The following is a 15871-nucleotide window of genomic DNA, read 5'->3' as shown; positions in this document are numbered from 1 at the left end:
CCGGTTTTTGTTACATTTGTGAGCCGTCTACCTGCGGTTTTGTTTTTCTCAAATTCGACATGCTCGGCGATAGCCGACCAAACGCAGTAAATGGGCATAGTTTTTGACAGGCGGCATCGCGCGCATCCCTCGCAAGGGCAAAATGATCCGTTTTCCTCCGTCCCCAAGGGATCAGTTGAACAGATTGCCAATGGGGTCGGGGGCGGAACTGGGGAGATAACGGATTTCTAGCTCTATGCCGTGTTCTTGCAGCTCTTTGAAGGCGGCGACGTCTGTGTCGTCTACGGCAACTGTGGGCGTCACGGGACGCTTGCCCTCCCCTGCTTGCATGTGACCGATACTGATCTTGGTAATGGGCACACCGCCCTTGACCAGCGCGAGCGTATCCGCGGGCGACGCCACCATGATGAGAATCCATTGGCGCGGCGTTGCGGTATGAATGATGTCGATGGTCCTTTGCACCGAGAAAAACCGCGTCCACACGCCCTCGGGCGCCGCGACCCTCATAGGCGCCCACTTGCGCGAATCCGCCGCAATCTCGTCGTTGACGATTAGGACGAGGTTGGAACCCATAGCCTCGTTCCACAGCTCAACGTCTTGCCCGTAAATAAACCGGTCATCGATACGCGTGAGAAGGATCTTGGGTTGAGCCATGGCAGTCCCATTCTGTTTGAGACTCGTAAGAGCGAGACATCACGTCTCCAATATTAGTGCATTTAAAGTGAGAAAAGCCGTCAGAACACTTGCGCGGATGTGTGATGTCCCGTATCATAGACAGCCGTTGACGCCTCAGTTGCGTCATCACATGGCCGCCAGCGTAGCTCAGTTGGTAGAGCACCGCTCTCGTAAAGCGGGGGTCACCGGTTCGAGCCCGGTCGCTGGCTCCATTGCACAAGATAGCCGCCTTCGGGCGGCTTTTTTGTTGCCGATTTTGAGTGCGCGTGTGCCAATCCAAGCATCGCCACGTCAACAGCGGCCCACTCGGTGGACTTCGGGTTTAATGCTTAGGGGCGGGGATTTACCAAAGTGAAATCTTAATGAAAAGAAACCCAGCTGCAACAATTGCCATGGTGAGGGCTCGAATTGGCCATATAGATCTAAAATAGTCACAATATACAAATGTCGAGAGACGTTGGGGATAGAGATGAAAAGAACTAAGGGTTTTCTTTTGTTGGTAATGATGCTGCTCGGACTGTTCTGCCTGAGTGGCCCTTCTTGGGCCGAGGCTGCCTGTCCTGAAGGTGAGCCTCAGCAGTCTTATACGGGCAGCCTGCTGATAACTGCTAAGGAGGGCGATGCCGACTCTCAGTCTGGGGTAAATCCCCTTGCCACTTTTGAGGGGGACGGCGGAACGGTCAAGCTTGACCATATTGGTAGCGGGATTTTGAGGTGGCAAGTTCTTCCGGACAAAATTGCGAACGATCCCTTCTCTTTTGCTGGAACGATATATCTATACAAGGTTGTGAGCGGAAAACAAAAATACGTCGATTGCTATCCGACAAACGGGTCTGGAATTGCATTCACCGGCATTTCGGGGCAGATTGATACACATGTACGAAAGGGAACCTATGTGGTGCGTTGGGTTGGAGCTGCTGCAGGCCCGATATGGATTGCGGTCTTGCGCCCCGATGTCCAAATAGGTTTCTCTCTCTAGACGGGAAGTTGCTCATGGACGCCATATATGACGGGGATGACTGGGTCGATCATTATACTTGGCGCCTGGTCGGCTCGAACGACAATGGGGATGTGGTGTTTGATGGACTATGTCCAAAGCATCTCCATCCTTTTGTCTCGTCGTTAATTGAGAGTTCCGCTCGTGTTGCCCCCTACAGCTCGGCATCGCTTCATGATACGGACGTTTTGAAGACCATAAGGGAGTCAATTGACGAGGGCACGATGAGCGGCCCGCTGTTTTCTCGGCTTGTGGGGCTAGATGAGATTGGCTCGAAACGACTGCTTGCGGGCGAAAAAGTGGAACTCACTTATCGGTCGATGATTTCAATCCTGCGGCTAGCCGATGTTCTTCGCAAATAAATGAGGCTTCCCTATTCAAAAACCGAAACCCCGCCAAACGTGATTCCCCTAGGGAAAGCACGTTTGGCGGGGTCCTAGCGTGATTTCCCTAGGGGAATCACGCCATCAGACGAACAGTTCAGCCGAGCAGCTCGCTACTCCTCCCAGTAAGCATCTGCAAGCAGCTTAAAGCAGATCTTCTTGACCGGCTGCGCGCCATCGCCCGGGAACTCGAGCGTGGGCATGTGAGGCTCGCCGGCAACGAACAGCGCAAACTTGTCGTCAGCAAGATCGCCGGCGATCGAAGCGTCGGAGTCAACCAGATCGTAGTCGTCCTTCTCGTCAAACTCCTGAACCAGCGTCAGGCTGCCCGTGGCGACCTTAAAGGCCTCGCGACCCTCGACATCGATCTGCAGGTCGTGATAGCGCTGATGCGTCTCATAGTGAGCCTCGGCCTCGGGACGCGTCGTGGGAGCCATGACGTTCGCAAAGACCTTCTCACCCAGAATCGGATGGCTGCCGACCTCGAGCTGTGCCGGGTCGTTCTCCTCGAGCCAGTCGATCAGCACGTCGAGGCCCTTGAGCATTCCGCGGTACTCCTCGATATCGCCCAATGCACCGTAAATCATCTAAATCCCCTCTCGGATCGCTTCTTTGGCGGCTACTCGGCAAACGCGTTACCGACGCTGTTGCCACCCACATACGCCTCGACCAGGGTAAGGTCGGGATTGAACACGACAAACTCGGCGTCGCGCCCCAGCATAATGCTACCGCACTTGTCGTCGACATGAGCTAGCAAGCAATGCCGGGGCCGACGCCCAGGCTTTTACAGCTCGGTCACGACAACGCCGTTGTAGACCTCGTCCCAACGGTCCATGACCAGATGGCCGGTCATGGGATCCATGGCATTGAGCTTGCCGCAGGTGTTGGCGGTACGCAGCACCGTCTCGTCGTCCGCGCCAGCAGCAATGGCATGCGCGAAGCCAGCGATAGTGGAGTCACCAGAGCCCGTGGCGTTAACGGCAGGGATATCGGGCGTCTTTGCGCGGAACGCACGGCCATTGTGGAAGCCAACGGAGCCGGCAGCGCCCATGGACACGACGACCCAGGGGATATCGGAGAAGCGGGCATCAGAGGCGAGCGCGGCGCGGAGCTCGTCCACATCGTCGGTGGTAAAGTTCGTACCCAAAAGGCCGTTGATCTCGGTCAGGTTAGGCTTGACCAGCTCGGGCTTAATTTCGGACTTAAGGGCGGCCTCGAGCGAAGCACCCGAGGTATCGAGCAACACCTTGGCACCGGCGTTCTCGGCAATGCCCGTGATCTTGGCATAGTAGTCTGCCTCGACACCGCGGGGCAGCGAACCCGAGATGGTGACGACGTCGGCCTTGCTCGCAAGCTCGGTAAACTTGGCGGTAAAGGCATCGAGCTCCTCGGGGGCAATTGTCGGGCCGCTCTCGAGCAGCTCGGTCTGGTTGCCGGCATGAAGGATATTGAGGCAGATGCGGGTCTCGCCCTTGATGGGCACAAAGTCGTTGTTAATACCGTTGGCGTCCATGAGCTCAGCCATGTAAGCACCCATGTGGCCGCCGAGCAGACCGGTTGCCACGACGTCGTCGCCCAGCTGACCCAGCACACGGGCCACGTTGAGGCCCTTGCCGCCGGCGGTCTTTTCGGGCGTCACACGGTTGACGTCGTCGATAACGAGCTCATCGAGCTGATAGCGCGTATCGACAGACGGGTTCATCGTAACGGTGAGGATCATTTTTAGCTCCTTATCTCGCAGGCTCCTAGTGCCTCGCGATACGAGTCGACAAAACGGAATTACAGAATTTCAATCGTGAACGAGCGAACGACGGTCTCCTTGGGCTTGGCGACAAGGCAGCCGCGCTTATGCTCAAGCACGTCATCCTCATCGGAGCAGGTCGAAAGGCCGCCCCAGGGCTCAACTGCCACAAAATCGCCCTCGGGCTTACTCCACACGATGAGGTACGGAAAGCCCTCGAAGCTCAGGCGAACGCCCTTGTCCTCGCCCTTTTTGGAAAGCGTGACCTGACGACTCTCGAGTACGTCAAAGATGGTCTCCGCAAAATCGAAGAGCTCGTGCGACAGGGGCAACGTCTTCCCCACCATGGGGTTCTTGGAGCGGTTTGCCACATCAATCAAGCCAGTCGAAGGAACGGCGGTGCAGAGCTCCGCAGCCTCGTCCTTCTCAAAGCGCAGCTCGTAGTCCGTATAGGCCTCGCCCTCGTCGAGCGGGCACCTAAAGCCGGGGTGTCCACCGATAAAGAACGGCATGTCCTCGGTGCCCTCGTTGGTCACCTCATAGGAGACGCGCACGGTATCCCCCTCAAGCGCATAACGAGCGACAAGCTTAAACGGGTACGGATAATCGCTCAGCAGCGCGGCGTTATCCTCCGAAGCCAGGCACATCGCCAGCTCGTTCTCGCTCTGGCTCAGCAGCTTCCACTCCTGTTTGCGCGCAAACCCGTGGCGAGCGAGCTTCACATGATGCCCGGCAAACGTCATGGCGCTACCATCACGCAGGCCTCCGCAAATCGGGAAGCAAATCGGTGCCTGGCCGGACCACACGGCGGGATCACCCTGCCACAGGTACTCGCGACCTCCAGCCTCAATCGAGGTAAACGAGCCGCCGGCCGTGGAGACCTTGATAGAAATCGAATCGTTGGAGAGAGCGTATTCCATTGTCCATCCTTTCGAACAACTGCTTTTTGCTCGCAAGAACCCGTCTCGGCCCTGACCAAAGGACAAACCCGCACGTTCATCGATGCGTCCGGTATCCCAGCCATGCAACGGGGTACCATACAGACATTGATGCAATTACAGCTGAAAGGCCTTCTTATGCGAACCATCATCCTTTATGCCTCACGCCACCACGGCAATACGAAAAAGCTCGTGGACGCCATCGTCGAGGCGCACCCCGAAATCGATACCCTCGACGTCAAGGCGCTCGGCAAAAACGAGTATCCCAACCTGCACGAATATCATCTGATCGGTGTCGCCACGGGCATCTATTACTCCGAGATCGACAAGGACATGGCACGCGTGCTCACGAACGTGCTGCAGCCGCAGGACAAGGTGTTTGGCCTTATGACCTACGGTGGCAAAAACAAGTGGTACGGCAAGGATATCGATGGCATCTGCCGCATGAGGCAGGCCATCTTTATGGGCGTCTACGGCTGCCCCGGCTTTGATACGTGGGGGCCGTTCAAACTCACCGGCGGTGTCCAAAAGGGGCACCCGAACGCTGAGGAAATTAAGGGCGCCGTCGACTTCTTCGACAAGATCGAAGACGAGTATGGCGACATCATCGTCGAAGAGTATGCCAAGCGCGAGAAGCGTCTAGCCTACGAAAAGGAGCATCCTGCAGGAGGCCTGGTGGCCGGCGTTAAGCGCACGGCAAAGAAGATCGCCAACAAGCTGTAACTGTAAAGGTGCTTTTGAGCGTTTAACCCATACGGCGGGTCCGAGCAGATTCGGGCCCGCCGTCTTTTTCTATCGTTACTCGGTAAAGGCGTTACCGACGCTCTGACCGCCAACATACGTCTCGACGAGGGTGAGCTCGTGGTCGAACACGACAAAGTCGGCGTCGCGACCCGGCATGATGCTGCCGCACTTATCCTCGATGTGCGCGGAGCGTGCCGGCACCTCGGTTGCCATGCGAATGGCGATATCGGCGCTGGCGATGCCCCAGTCGACGATGTTCTTGACACCCTGGGCAAGCGTGAGCACCGAGCCGGCAATGCTCTTGCCGTCGGCGAGCCAGCACAGGTTGTCTTTCATGATGACGTCCATGCCACCACTGGTGTAGCTGCCCTCGGGCATGCCGCCGCAACCCAGGCAGTCGGTGATAAGCACCGTGTGCTGCCAGCCCTTTGCCTGCAGCAGTGCCTTGATGGCGGCAGGGTTTACGTGCTTGCCGTCACAGATGATCTCGGCGTAGGTCTCGGGCGTGGACATGGCAGCACCCACGACACCGGGCTCACGGTGATGCAGCCCGCGCTGGCCGTTATAGGTATGCGTAAAGCAGCTGGCACCGGCGTTGATGGCGGCGATGCACTCATCGTAGGTGGCGTCGGAGTGACCGATGCTGGTCACGACGCCCTTCGCGTTGAGGGCGGCTGCATAGGCGGCAGCGCCATCGCGCTCAGCGGCCATGGCACTCTTGACGATACGTCCGCCGGCAGCCTCCTGCCACTGATCGAAGACCTCCTCGGAGGGATCGATAAGATAAGCGGGGTTCTGCGCGCCCACGTGCTTCATGGTAAAGAAGGGGCCCTCCAGGTAGATGCCCTGAATGCGAGCACCACAGAAGTCGGGGCCGCGGCCCTCGTCAGCCTGGGCGATGGCGGCGCAGGCGTCCTTGATCTGCTCGACGCCATCGGTGAACGTCGTGGGCAGCCAGCTGGTGGTACCGCGACGGGCGAGCTCGGTCGAGCTGATATCGATGCCCTCGGGATCGTTATCGGTAGTTGAGTGGTTATAGAAGCCATGGATGTGAGTATCGACCATACCCGGTGCGATCCACGATCCCGTGTAGTCCTTAATCTCGCAAGAGGGCTCGTCGGCCTGCCAGACGCCAAAGACGCCGTCTTCGACCATGAGATAGCCGCCCAGCTGCGGGCCTGCCGGCAAGAAGAACTTGTCAGCCTTAATTGCGTACGTGCTCATATGCACTCCTTGCTTCTAAAGCAATTGACTGTGGTGATGCTTATACCCGGTCCATGTAAAAACAAAAAGCGCCCGCCCGCCGTTATGAGCGGACGGGCGCCCTTACAGGGGGACGCGATTAAGCGGTGAAGGGGTGAATCGTCACGCCCTTGACCACGCGGTTGACCGTGCCGGTGGGGCTCGGCGTGTCGGGCGTATTGCCCACGCGCACGGAGTTGAGCAGGCTGATAGCCTGGGCAAACATCACGAACGGCAGAGCAAGGTAGCCCTCGGGAAGCGCCTCGTAGCCCTTAAAGGTGAAGGACTCACCCTCATAGACGGTGGCACCTTCCTGCTGAACGGCGACGGTGTGCTGAGCGATCTTGTCGCCACCGATCTCGTTGAGGATGTCGATGTCGTACTGACGGGTGTAGGCGTCGTTGTTGACGAACACGAAGACGAGCGTCTTATCGTCGACGAAGGACTTAGGTCCGTGACGATAGCCCATGGAGGTGTCGTAGGAAGTAGCGACCAAACCGTGAGCGAGCTCGAGGATCTTGAGCTGGCTCTCCTGGGCAAGGCCACCGAAGGAGCCAGAACCCAAGTAGGTCACGCGGTTGAAGTCGCCAGCGAGGTAATCGGCAACCTCGGACTCGCGAGCGATAACCTCCTCGCCCATCTTGGCGATGGTCTCGACCCACTCGGCCTTCTGCTCGTCAGAGGCAGTGTCGAAAATAAGGGTGGAGAGCAGGGTCATGCAGGTGTAGGAACCGGTCATGGCGAAGCCCTTGTCGTTGGCGCGCGGGATGAGCAGCGTCAGCGCATTGGGATCATCGGCGGACTCGACGGCAAGCTTGCCCTCGGGAGCGCAGGTGATGTTGAGGAACTTGACGTTGTGGACGAGCTCCTTGGCGACGGCAACGGCGGCAAGGCTCTCGGGGCTGTTGCCAGAGCGGGCAAAGGAAACCACGAGCGTGGGATCCTCGGCGCGCAGGAAGTCGCGCGGAGCGCTCACGATGTCGGTCGTGGCGATGGGCTTAAAGTCGTAGAGATCAGTGTTGCCAGCGTGACGCAGGTACGGGGCGCAGGTATCGCCAACGTAGTCGGACGTACCGGCACCGGTGAAGACAACGGACAGACGGCCCTCGCCCATAGCGCGAGCCTCGGCCAGAAAGGCCTCGATGGCCTCCTTGTTCTCGCGATAGATGTTGAGCGTATCACGCCAAAGCTCGGGCTGCTGAGCAATCTCGGCCGTGGTAATCTGGGCGCCGAGCTCGGTGAGCTCCTCGACACTCTTCTCGAACATTTCTAATACCTCTCTCTAGAAGTAATCCTCTGACGTGCAATTATACACTTCGGTTGGTTATCTGGTAGTAACCAGTTAAATGCAAAGAATCACCATATGGAAACGATGTGGACACTAGTTGCTACGCTGGTGGTAAACCTTGTATTTAAACTGATCGGCACGAGCAACCGAGAGTGTATACTCCACAACCTCGTTTGACTCGTTATACGTAGTCCTGACCAAATCGAGCACAGGCGAGCCCTCGACAATTCCCAAAAGGTGGGCGTCGGTGGGACGGGCTATGCTCGCATAGAACTCCTCTTCAGCCACGCGTATCTTTTGCTGAAAGTCTTGCTCAATCACATCGTAAAGCGGCTTGCGCTCCAGCAGCGGTCGCTTTAGGGACAGAAATTGACGAACCGGTAGATAGCTGCGTTCGACCATCATGGGCATGTTGTCGGCAGAACGAAGGCGCTTAAGCTTAAAAATGCGATCACCGATACGCAATCCCATATGCTCGGCCAGATTCTTATCGGCCTCCATCTCGCAAAACTCGAGAATCGTGGTCTCGGGGTCGCGACCCATCGCGCGCATCTGCTCGGTAAAGCTGTAGGACTGCATAAGATTGGTTGCCTTTGCCGAACGGTCGGTCACAAAGGTACCGCGACCGTGCTGCCGAACCACCAGTCCTAAACGTTCCAGTTCCTGCAGAGCCAGGCGTACCGTAGTGCGCGAGAGACCATAGCGCTCCGAAAGTTCGCGCTCGGAAGGAATCATGTCACCGTCGCGATATTCATGGTCAATCTTTTCGGTCAGAATATCGACCAGCTGATCGTACAGCGGTTGCTTACGCGCTCCGATCGCCATCCTATCCTCCCTTTTGCTCGAATTCGGCTAACTACCTAGGGTGTTAAGCATTATCAGTCCGCAACACCCGAATCATCAAGAAAACAAAAGCCGCGCGCTCTTTCGAGCACGCGGCTTTTAACATACACATGGCTTAAGGGGTCGGGGTGTGAGCCGCGTAGGGACACACCCCTCAAGCTAGAGCCTTACCAGATGCTCGGCCAGAGACCAAGCGGGCCAGCGCCCAGGATGCCCAGGACGAAGAGCAGCAGAATGCCCTTGGTCGGGGTCCAGCTGTGCTTAGCGAACATGTAGTAAAGCAGCAGCGTAAGCATAAGCGGGACGAGCTTCGGGACGATGGTGTTGAGGGTGTCGGCAACGGAGAAGTTGACCGGATCCTCGGTGACGGTGCCGTAGGTAACGGACTCCATGCCGTTGCCCAGATCGGTGACGCCGCACTCGACAGCGTTGCCGTCGGCATCGGAAGCGGTGAGGGCGTTGCCGTCCTCATCGGTCATGGCGATGGTACCGGCCTCAGCGGTCTCGGTATCGATGCCCTCCATACCGGTGAAGTTCTCGGCCTCCTTCTCGGAGACGATCACGGTAGTAGCGGAGAGGCCACGGGTGGTGCCGTTGGGGATCTGGAGGTTGATCTGGGTGCCACCCATGGTGACGACCAGGCAACCGACGACGAAGACGCCCATGATGGAAGCGGCACGCGTGAAGGCCTGCATGTTGGCAGTCAGAGCGTCAATAGCGCTGGTGCCAAGCTTGTAGGACCAGTTCATGAGCCAGAAGCGCAGAGCGAACTGGACGACGTTGAAGATCACCAGGAAGATGATCGGCGCAGCGGCGTTGCCGTTAATGGCCATGTTGGAGGTGATGCCGGCCGTGATAGGCACGAGCGTCAGCCAGAACAGGGCGTCACCGATACCACCGAGCGGGCCCATTGCGGCGACGCGGACGGCGCGGATCGTGGGGATGTCAACCTTGTTCTGCTCGAGCGAAAGCACGATGCCCATAACAAAGGTGACAAGGAACGGATGGGTGTTGAAGAACTCCAGGTTGTGGCTCATGGAAGCCGCGAGGTCGTTCTTGTTGGTGTGGATCTTCTCCAGACCGGGGATGATGGAGTAGAGCCAACCGGCGGCCTGCATACGCTCGTAGTTGAACGAGGCCTGCAGGAAGCAGGAGCGCCAAGCCATCTTGTTGAGGGTCTTCTGGTCGAGCTGCGGAGCAGGAGTGAGATCCTCGTAGTGCTCCGGGATCACATACTCATTAGATGCCATCTTCGAAGTCACCTCCGTCAGAAACAGCTGCACCCTTCAGCTCGGTCTGCTGCTGGAAGTCCCAGAAGGCGATGCCGAAGCCGATGAGAGCGAGGATGAGCAGAGCAGGGGTTGCCAGAGAATCGTTGGCAACGGTGATGAGCGCGAGGCCAAAGCCCATGAGGAAGAAGCCCCACATATCGCGGTTCATCATAACCTTGAGCAGGACGGCGAAGCCGACGAAGCGCATCATGCCGCCTGCAGCGGAAAGACCGGTCTGCAGCCAAGTCGGGATGGCGGAAGCGATGGTCTGACCGATGGTGGCGCCAGCGATGAAGAACAGGGTGACGACGACGGCGAAGATCAGGCCGAGCAGAGCCATGGCGAAGTAGTTCAGACGCTCGATACCCTTGGTGTCAGCGTTGTGAGCCATGTTGTCCGCGGAGGACATGAGCGGCGACATAAGCGTGAAGACCAGGGTAACGCCGAGCTGACCAAGCAGAGCGAACGGAATGGCAAGGCCGACTGCCGCGTTGGGCTCGAGGCCCGTAGCAATAGCGAGAATGGCTGCCATGATGCCGCCGATGACGGCGTTAGGCGGCTGAGCGCCTCCGATCGGCATGTTGCCGATCGTCATGAGCTGATAAGTACCACCCACGAGAAGACCGGTGTTGAGGTCGCCAAGGATAAGACCGATGACGGCGCCGGTGACGATGGGCTGATAGAGAGACTCGAGGAAGTTGAACTGGTCGATTGCCGCGACGAACGTGACGATGAAGACCAGAGCGACCTGGATGATCGAGTATTCCATCTTGCTCCTCCTTTCAAAATGTATGTACGCACTTTGGATTTCACGTACAGAATGTCAGGGTTTCATTCCTGACAACGTGGATCATGAGGATTACGAGAAGAGCTTGCTCGTGTCCTCAACAGGCGTGCTCGGAACGCGCCTGATCTCCAACTCCACCCCCAATTCCTGCAGCTCTTTAAACGCAGCGACATCCTCGTCGTTAACTGCGACGGAGGTGGCGACTTGGCGCTTTCCTTCCGACATGTGCATGTTGCCGATGTTTACCTTCTTTATAGGCACACCGCCCTTGACGAGCGTAAGCACGTCTTCCGGTGTTTCGGCCACGATGAAGATCTTCTGGCGCGGGCTCGCCTTGCCAATGACGTCGATGGTCTTCTGCAGGGAGAAGAAACGCGTAGCGACGCCGGCGGGAGCGGCCATCTTCATGAGGTTCTGACGCATGGTGTTGGTCGACACATCGTCGTTGGCGACGAGGATGAGGTTGGAGCCCAAGGTGGAGTTCCACTGGGTCGCGACCTGACCATGAACCAGTCGGTTATCGATGCGGGTAAGAAGAATGTTGGGTTCTGCCATGTTGATCAGCTTCCTTTCGTTGATTGCTGACGACAGTTACTTAATCTCCTGAATCGCGTAACGCGAAACATCTACGACGGCACCGGATCGGACTTTGATCTGGACCTTTTCGCCTTCGATGCCTTTGACGGTTCCGTAGATACCGCCGGCGAAAAGAACCTCCTGACCCGGCTTGAGCTCCGTGTGCAGCTCCTTGAAGTACTTCTGCTTCTTCTTCATGTTGATTTGCGACCAGATGGTGTAAATCAAGCCCATGATGACAAGCAGGCCCAAAAGAGCGACCGAGGAACTCAGAACACTGGCTCCGAAATCGGCCATTAGATGCCGTCCTCGTCGCCGAAGATATCCTCTTCCTCGGCACCAGCGACGGAAGCGACCGTCTGGGCGGTGATGCCCGTCTGGCCAACGGTCACGGCCTGCTCGCCAAGCTCGGCGAGCGTGGCGTTGCCGCGGAGGAACAGAAGCTCAATAACCATGGGAAGGTTAGTTCCAGTCAGAATCTCGACGTTGTCGACATCCTGGGCAATCATCATTGCCTGGTTGAACGGGGTACCACCAAGCAGGTCGGTAAAGACGAGCACGCCATCGCACTCCTCGCGCATGGCGGTAATAGCGGCGCGGAGATCCTCACCGTAGGAAGCAGCCTGGTCGCCCTCAAAAGGAACGACGGTAAAAGCGGGCTGGTCGCCAGCGACCATAGCGATAGCGCTTGCGAGGCCGGGTGCGAACTGTCCATGACCGGTAAGAATAAAGCCAACCATTCAAATTTCCCTTCCGAAGGTGTGTACGATCTGAGTCCGATGATGTTCGGAAGCCAACGGGCAATCGCCCTTAAAGCTTCTTGGAAAGCGTTCTTTGAGAACCAGTGGTCTCTCAACTGGTAGTAACCACGTGACGTGTTGTTGTCACTATATCACCACAGAAGAGGTTGCTTTCGTTGATTCAAACAGTAAAACGTTTTTGCACCGTTCACGGTAAAAAATCGACCGTTTACCGCTCGTTAACACTTCTACCTGCGGTTTTGAAACCGTATCGAAATACTTTGACGAAAGATCGGAACCTTTTCTGTGTCTAAACAACGCAGGGTGGCTAAAAATGGCGTGTAGAAAAATTGCAGGTCATTGTGAAGATTTGTGAATTGGTCTTTTTGACTTAATACCAGTAAGAACCAGTTTCGATATTATCGGTGAACGGTAGTTTTCGACCGTTCACCGGTTATTTGCAATCGTTTACGGCCGTTTTCCCGAATGAATTGAGGATACCCGATGAAGCACTTGCACGGGCGCAAGTCCTATCCTAGTGGTTTCGGTAACAAAATGCCCGCTAGAACGTTGTCGTTCTAGCGGGCTTAATCAGATATATCAGCTTCGCGCTCGGTAGCTCGGGCAAATCTTACGCAAACAGGCCGTAGATGCTGATGTTGGCCTTGGCGTACAGGGCGTTGGCATACTCGGTCCACTTGGAGCTGGCGCTCGAAGCCTGCGAAGAATACTGCTGGTAAGCAGTGTAATAGGCGGTCATGGCCTGCTTATAGGTGGCGCTATCGGCGGTAAAGGCATCATCGGCGAAGGCCTTAGCATAGGTGCCGTTCTCGTCCTTCCAGGTGCCCTTCGAGCTATCCCACTCGTCGCCGGCAAGGTTGATGATGTAGTCGGCGTAGTCCTTGCTCGCGGTCTCCTCGTTGCCGTCAGCAGGCTCGGTCGGAGCGGTCGGCATGCTTGCGGAGCTGTCGCCGACCTTCTTCTTGTAGAGCTTCTGCAGCGTCGCGGACTGGCGGACGATCTGCTTGGCCTGGTCCTTGGAGACGCCATACTGCTTGGCCATAGTATCGTAGTCCGAAGTGCCGATAGAATCCTCGGCGTACTTCTTCATCTCCTTAGAAGAGACGGTAATGCCCTCGTCCTCGGCAGCATCGAGCAGGATCTTGTTGCGCACGTAGGACAGGATGACGTCGGCGGAAGGAGCCGTGTAGTTACCATCGCTATCCTTGACGGTATCCAAGCTGTACTGGCTCTCGATGGCCTCGCGCGCGGTGATGTCGCTCTTCTTGCCGTTGTAGCTATAGCTTGCCACGGTCGAATCGAGCTGGTCCTCGGTCAGGGTCGACGAACCGACACCCTTGCCGCCAAAGCCGCCATTGCCAATAAAGAAGCCGACCACGGCAGCGATCACGACTGCGACCACAAAGGCGGCAATCATCGTCTTCTTGTGCTTGGATGCATGGTCGTCCGCGTCGGAGTCGTCCTCGTCTTGCTCCTCGGGCATGAGGTTCTCGTCGGCGGCGTCCGCGGCGATCTTTGCCTCCAGGCGAGCGTCCTCCTCCTCGGCGGTCGTGCCGGCAGCAATGTGCTCGGCAGACGTGCCGGCGACCAGGTCGATCTTCTCGTCCTCATCACCGTCGGGGCCTTCGCCGCGCTCGATGATCTGGATGCCGTCGATCTCGTCCTTCTCGTCCTTCTTTTGAATCAGACCCATATCAGTTACTCCTTGTTAGGAAACATAGTCCGCAATAGAATACGCCCGACAGAGCGCCGGGCGTATTGATTCTCAGGTTATACGCAAACACTTAAGTACTATTTAGGCGTTTGCAGCGTGCATACCTTAGACCAGGTGCGCGATAACGGCATCGGCAAAGGCCTGCGTGCCCACGGCGCCCTCAACGGAGCCGGTCTGGGCACGACGCACGTCGCCGGTAACCTGCTCGCCCTCGTCGAGCGTGGCAGAGACGGCGGCGCGAATGCGGTTGGCCGCATCGTTCTCGCCCAGGTGGTCGAGCATCATCGCAGCAGAGAGGATCTCGGCCGTGGGGTTGGCGATATCCTGGCCAGCGATATCAGGCGCAGAGCCGTGCGTTGCCTCAAAAATGGCGCAGTCGGCACCGATGTTGGAGCCGGGGGCCATCCCTAAGCCGCCCACCAGGCCGGCGCACAGGTCGCTCACGATGTCGCCGTACAGGTTGGGCAGCACCAGGACATCGAAGTCGTTGGGGTTCTGAACCAGGCCCATGCAGGTAGCGTCGACGATCTTGTCGTTGAACTCGATATCGGGATAGTTGGCGGCCACCTCGCGCGCCACGCGCAGGAACAGGCCGTCGGTCGCCTTCATGATGTTGGCCTTATGCACGGCCGTCACCTTTTTGCGGCCGCAGCGGCGGGCGTACTCAAAGGCGTACTCCACAATACGGCGGCTCTTGGCGATGGAGATGGGCTTAATTGAAATGGCGGAATCGGCGGCAAAGGTCTTCTGGCCCGAGCGCTCAACGAGCTGCGAGAGCTCCTCGACCTCGGCAGTGCCCTCATCGAACTCGATGCCGGCGTAGAGGTCCTCGGTGTTCTCGCGCACGATGACCAGGTCGACGTCGCGGAAGCGCGAGCCGTCGCCCGGCTGCGACAGGCAGGGGCGCACGCAGGCGTACAGGTCAAAATGCTTGCGCAGGGCGACGTTAACGCTGCGGAAACCCGTGCCGACCGGCGTGGTGATGGGACCCTTGATGGCAACCTTGGTCTCGGCGACCGCATCGAGCACGTGCTGGGGCAGCGGCGTGCCAAACTCGTCCATGACGCCGGCACCGGCCTCCTGGACGTTCCAATTGATCTGGACACCGGCGGCCTCGACCACGCGGCGCATGGCCCGCGTAATCTCGGGACCGATACCGTCACCGGGAATCAGGACTACATCGTGCGCCATAATCTGTTACTCCTCGTTTTCGGCGTCGTCAGATTTTTTAACGCTAGCACGCTTCTTCTTTTTGGAGAGATCCAAGTCAAAGCGTTTAACAAGCATTTCGCAAATCTCGCTCGAACGGGCTTTGAGATAGCTACCCTTGCCGTTCTCGGCATCGAACTTAAGGCGCAGCGCAAGCTTCTCGGCAACCTCGGCGTCGATCTCGCCCTGGCAAAACTCGTACAGGCAACCGAGCATGTCGCGATACTCAAGGTCGCCGTGGTAGCACTGGATGGCCTCGTCCAGGATGGGCCAAGCTTCGCGCGAACGCTCGACGCTCGTGGCACCCCACACGCACAGCAGGCGGAAGGCGGCATAGCGCAGCGTGGAAGAGATCTCGTCGAACAGTGCGGTCTCGGCGCCCTCAAAGGCATCGCCCAGCTGCTCGGGGCAGGTGGTGGCGAGCGCCGTCAGGGCATCGAGGGCCTCCCAGCGGGTCTGCGCCTCGGGGCGGTCGAGCGCCTCGATCAACGCGGGCACGCAGGGCACGACGCGCTGCGGATCGCGCTCGGCAAGCAGGTGCAGCACGCGGGCGGCAAACTGGCGGATGCGGCGCGTGGGGCAGCCGAGCTCCTGGACCAGTCGATCGACGGCGTTCTCGTTCTCCTCTGCCAGCTGGAGCTGTGCCAGCTCCTCGTCGGTGAGCTGTTCGTCTTTGTTTTCTGCCATAGTTACCTCTTCTTT

18 protein-coding genes and 1 tRNA gene are annotated in these 15871 nt (G+C 57.9%); 4 read left to right on the top strand and 15 right to left on the bottom strand.

Annotation, left to right across the window (positions count from 1 at the left end; translation table 11 throughout):
* Positions 1 to 171 precede the first annotated feature (171 nt).
* Positions 172 to 654, bottom strand: a complete 483-nt coding sequence (locus DXB86_RS02900) for a PTS sugar transporter subunit IIB (RefSeq protein ID WP_117736087.1) — start codon at positions 652 to 654, stop codon at positions 172 to 174.
* Positions 655 to 811: 157 nt separating this feature from the next.
* Between DXB86_RS02900 and DXB86_RS02895 the strand changes: the two genes are divergently transcribed.
* From DXB86_RS02895 to DXB86_RS02885, 3 genes are all read left to right on the top strand, one after another.
* A tRNA-Thr gene (locus DXB86_RS02895) sits at positions 812 to 887 on the top strand.
* Between the two features lie 257 nt (positions 888 to 1144).
* Complete coding sequence (locus tag DXB86_RS02890; RefSeq protein ID WP_117736086.1) at positions 1145 to 1654, top strand: hypothetical protein; 510 nt, start codon at positions 1145 to 1147, stop codon at positions 1652 to 1654.
* A 14-nt stretch (positions 1655 to 1668) separates the two neighbouring features.
* Positions 1669 to 2034: a hypothetical protein gene (locus DXB86_RS02885; protein WP_117736085.1), complete on the top strand. Its 366-nt coding sequence runs from the start codon at positions 1669 to 1671 to the stop codon at positions 2032 to 2034.
* 134 nt (positions 2035 to 2168) lie between these two features.
* On the opposite strand, the gene DXB86_RS02880 is transcribed toward DXB86_RS02885, so the two are convergent.
* The 3 genes from DXB86_RS02880 to DXB86_RS02865 all read right to left on the bottom strand — a co-directional run bounded on the left by DXB86_RS02880 (position 2169) and on the right by DXB86_RS02865 (position 4716).
* On the bottom strand, positions 2169 to 2642 hold the full coding sequence (locus DXB86_RS02880; RefSeq protein ID WP_117736084.1) for a YhcH/YjgK/YiaL family protein: 474 nt from the start codon (positions 2640 to 2642) through the stop codon (positions 2169 to 2171).
* Positions 2643 to 2839: 197 nt separating this feature from the next.
* Positions 2840 to 3775, bottom strand: coding sequence for a hexose kinase (locus tag DXB86_RS02870; RefSeq protein WP_117736083.1), 936 nt, complete (start codon positions 3773 to 3775; stop codon positions 2840 to 2842).
* A 59-nt stretch (positions 3776 to 3834) separates the two neighbouring features.
* Entirely contained in the window at positions 3835 to 4716 is an 882-nt protein-coding gene (locus DXB86_RS02865; RefSeq protein WP_117736082.1) for an aldose 1-epimerase family protein, read from the bottom strand.
* 156 nt (positions 4717 to 4872) lie between these two features.
* Here DXB86_RS02865 and DXB86_RS02860 point away from each other — a divergent pair, with 156 nt between their 5' ends.
* Positions 4873 to 5457: a flavodoxin domain-containing protein gene (locus DXB86_RS02860; protein ID WP_233503118.1), complete on the top strand. Its 585-nt coding sequence runs from the start codon at positions 4873 to 4875 to the stop codon at positions 5455 to 5457.
* Between the two features lie 75 nt (positions 5458 to 5532).
* Here the strand turns inward: DXB86_RS02860 and nagA are convergent, their stop codons facing one another.
* From nagA to DXB86_RS02805, 11 genes are all read right to left on the bottom strand, one after another.
* Complete coding sequence (gene nagA / locus DXB86_RS02855; RefSeq protein WP_117736081.1) at positions 5533 to 6702, bottom strand: N-acetylglucosamine-6-phosphate deacetylase; 1170 nt, start codon at positions 6700 to 6702, stop codon at positions 5533 to 5535.
* A 118-nt stretch (positions 6703 to 6820) separates the two neighbouring features.
* Complete coding sequence (locus DXB86_RS02850; protein ID WP_117736080.1) at positions 6821 to 7987, bottom strand: SIS domain-containing protein; 1167 nt, start codon at positions 7985 to 7987, stop codon at positions 6821 to 6823.
* Between the two features lie 114 nt (positions 7988 to 8101).
* Entirely contained in the window at positions 8102 to 8833 is a 732-nt protein-coding gene (locus DXB86_RS02845; protein WP_117736079.1) for a GntR family transcriptional regulator, read from the bottom strand.
* A 185-nt stretch (positions 8834 to 9018) separates the two neighbouring features.
* Positions 9019 to 10101: a PTS system mannose/fructose/sorbose family transporter subunit IID gene (locus DXB86_RS02840; protein ID WP_022094609.1), complete on the bottom strand. Its 1083-nt coding sequence runs from the start codon at positions 10099 to 10101 to the stop codon at positions 9019 to 9021.
* Positions 10091 to 10891: a PTS sugar transporter subunit IIC gene (locus tag DXB86_RS02835; RefSeq protein WP_089572403.1), complete on the bottom strand. Its 801-nt coding sequence runs from the start codon at positions 10889 to 10891 to the stop codon at positions 10091 to 10093. The genes DXB86_RS02840 and DXB86_RS02835 overlap by 11 nt, the downstream gene beginning before the upstream one ends.
* A gap of 90 nt (positions 10892 to 10981) precedes the next feature.
* The gene (gene agaV / locus DXB86_RS02830) at positions 10982 to 11464 is read right to left on the bottom strand and encodes a PTS N-acetylgalactosamine transporter subunit IIB (protein WP_089572404.1); all 483 of its coding nucleotides are present in this window, start codon (positions 11462 to 11464) and stop codon (positions 10982 to 10984) included.
* Positions 11465 to 11500: 36 nt separating this feature from the next.
* Positions 11501 to 11782, bottom strand: coding sequence for a preprotein translocase subunit YajC (gene yajC / locus DXB86_RS02825; protein WP_117583566.1), 282 nt, complete (start codon positions 11780 to 11782; stop codon positions 11501 to 11503).
* Positions 11782 to 12225: a PTS fructose transporter subunit IIA gene (locus DXB86_RS02820; RefSeq protein WP_117564748.1), complete on the bottom strand. Its 444-nt coding sequence runs from the start codon at positions 12223 to 12225 to the stop codon at positions 11782 to 11784. The genes yajC and DXB86_RS02820 overlap by 1 nt, the downstream gene beginning before the upstream one ends.
* A 631-nt stretch (positions 12226 to 12856) precedes the next feature.
* On the bottom strand, positions 12857 to 13939 hold the full coding sequence (locus tag DXB86_RS02815; RefSeq protein WP_117736078.1) for a hypothetical protein: 1083 nt from the start codon (positions 13937 to 13939) through the stop codon (positions 12857 to 12859).
* A 126-nt stretch (positions 13940 to 14065) separates the two neighbouring features.
* A complete protein-coding gene (locus DXB86_RS02810; RefSeq protein WP_117736077.1) occupies positions 14066 to 15151 on the bottom strand; it encodes an isocitrate/isopropylmalate dehydrogenase family protein in 1086 nt (361 codons plus the stop codon).
* A 6-nt stretch (positions 15152 to 15157) separates the two neighbouring features.
* On the bottom strand, positions 15158 to 15856 hold the full coding sequence (locus DXB86_RS02805) for a HEAT repeat domain-containing protein (protein WP_117736076.1): 699 nt from the start codon (positions 15854 to 15856) through the stop codon (positions 15158 to 15160).
* Between the last annotated feature and the right edge of the window lie 15 nt (positions 15857 to 15871).

Source organism: Collinsella sp. OM06-18AC (assembly GCF_003438785.1).
In the GTDB taxonomy this organism is placed as follows: Bacteria; Actinomycetota; Coriobacteriia; order Coriobacteriales; family Coriobacteriaceae; genus Collinsella.
Note: the sequence above shows the minus strand (reverse complement) of the source record. Positions and strands in the feature narration are given on the sequence as shown.

Excerpts from the sequence above, each read along its gene's own strand:
- DXB86_RS02900 (WP_117736087.1), bottom strand. The coding sequence starts at position 654 with ATGGCTCAACCCAAGATCCTTCTCACGCGTATCGATGACCGGTTTATT.
- DXB86_RS02850 (WP_117736080.1), bottom strand. The coding sequence starts at position 7,987 with ATGTTCGAGAAGAGTGTCGAGGAGCTCACCGAGCTCGGCGCCCAGATT.
- DXB86_RS02805 (WP_117736076.1), bottom strand. The coding sequence starts at position 15,856 with ATGGCAGAAAACAAAGACGAACAGCTCACCGACGAGGAGCTGGCACAG.
- DXB86_RS02840 (WP_022094609.1), bottom strand. The coding sequence starts at position 10,101 with ATGGCATCTAATGAGTATGTGATCCCGGAGCACTACGAGGATCTCACT.
- DXB86_RS02820 (WP_117564748.1), bottom strand. The coding sequence starts at position 12,225 with ATGGTTGGCTTTATTCTTACCGGTCATGGACAGTTCGCACCCGGCCTC.
- DXB86_RS02815 (WP_117736078.1), bottom strand. The coding sequence starts at position 13,939 with ATGGGTCTGATTCAAAAGAAGGACGAGAAGGACGAGATCGACGGCATC.
- DXB86_RS02810 (WP_117736077.1), bottom strand. The coding sequence starts at position 15,151 with ATGGCGCACGATGTAGTCCTGATTCCCGGTGACGGTATCGGTCCCGAG.
- DXB86_RS02860 (WP_233503118.1), top strand. The coding sequence starts at position 4,873 with ATGCGAACCATCATCCTTTATGCCTCACGCCACCACGGCAATACGAAA.
- nagA (WP_117736081.1), bottom strand. The coding sequence starts at position 6,702 with ATGAGCACGTACGCAATTAAGGCTGACAAGTTCTTCTTGCCGGCAGGC.
- DXB86_RS02890 (WP_117736086.1), top strand. The coding sequence starts at position 1,145 with ATGAAAAGAACTAAGGGTTTTCTTTTGTTGGTAATGATGCTGCTCGGA.
- DXB86_RS02865 (WP_117736082.1), bottom strand. The coding sequence starts at position 4,716 with ATGGAATACGCTCTCTCCAACGATTCGATTTCTATCAAGGTCTCCACG.
- DXB86_RS02885 (WP_117736085.1), top strand. The coding sequence starts at position 1,669 with ATGGACGCCATATATGACGGGGATGACTGGGTCGATCATTATACTTGG.
- DXB86_RS02835 (WP_089572403.1), bottom strand. The coding sequence starts at position 10,891 with ATGGAATACTCGATCATCCAGGTCGCTCTGGTCTTCATCGTCACGTTC.
- agaV (WP_089572404.1), bottom strand. The coding sequence starts at position 11,464 with ATGGCAGAACCCAACATTCTTCTTACCCGCATCGATAACCGACTGGTT.
- yajC (WP_117583566.1), bottom strand. The coding sequence starts at position 11,782 with ATGGCCGATTTCGGAGCCAGTGTTCTGAGTTCCTCGGTCGCTCTTTTG.
- DXB86_RS02870 (WP_117736083.1), bottom strand. The coding sequence starts at position 3,775 with ATGATCCTCACCGTTACGATGAACCCGTCTGTCGATACGCGCTATCAG.
- DXB86_RS02880 (WP_117736084.1), bottom strand. The coding sequence starts at position 2,642 with ATGATTTACGGTGCATTGGGCGATATCGAGGAGTACCGCGGAATGCTC.
- DXB86_RS02845 (WP_117736079.1), bottom strand. The coding sequence starts at position 8,833 with ATGGCGATCGGAGCGCGTAAGCAACCGCTGTACGATCAGCTGGTCGAT.